Origin of the sequence: Pseudomonas sp. I2, from assembly GCF_040984075.1 — a bacterium.
Taxonomy (GTDB): domain Bacteria; phylum Pseudomonadota; class Gammaproteobacteria; order Pseudomonadales; family Pseudomonadaceae; genus Aquipseudomonas; species Aquipseudomonas guariconensis_B.
Genome location: NZ_JBCGFQ010000146.1, coordinates 1 through 473, shown reverse-complemented (window position 1 = coordinate 473; position 473 = coordinate 1). Strand labels below are relative to the sequence as shown.

General features: G+C 59.0%; 1 protein-coding gene. It reads left to right on the top strand.

Annotated features, from left to right (window positions below):
* Positions 1–473, top strand: a 473-nt coding sequence (locus WCE05_RS25965) for a transposase (RefSeq protein ID WP_368816834.1), incomplete at both ends; no start/stop codon positions are given.

Genomic DNA, 473 nt, shown 5'->3' with positions numbered 1-473 from the left:
TGCCCAAAATCCCCAAAGAGCTGCTGGAGCAGTTCGGTGAGGGCCTGATGACCGCAGAAGCTATCGAGGATGCCTCTGCGGCGTTTAAGAAGGCCCTGATCGAACGCGCGCTGCATGCCGAGCTTGGCCACCACTTGGGCTATCGACCGGGCGCGCAGCGCCCAGAGGATGAAAGCAACCAGCGTAACGGCAAGAGTGGCAAGACGGTTTTAACGGGGGATGGCCCGCTGCGGCTGGAAATTCCTCGCGATCGAGACGGCAGTTTTGCGCCCATTCTGATCCCCAAGCACGAGCGGCGGTACACCGGTTTCGATGACAAGATCATCGCCATGTACGCCCGTGGAATGACGGTCAGAGAGATCCGAGCCTTTTTGTCCGAGCAGTATGGAACAGAGGTTTCACCCGACTTCATCAGCTCTGTGACAGACGAGGTCATGGAAGAGATTGGCGCGTGGCAACAGCGGCCACTGGAG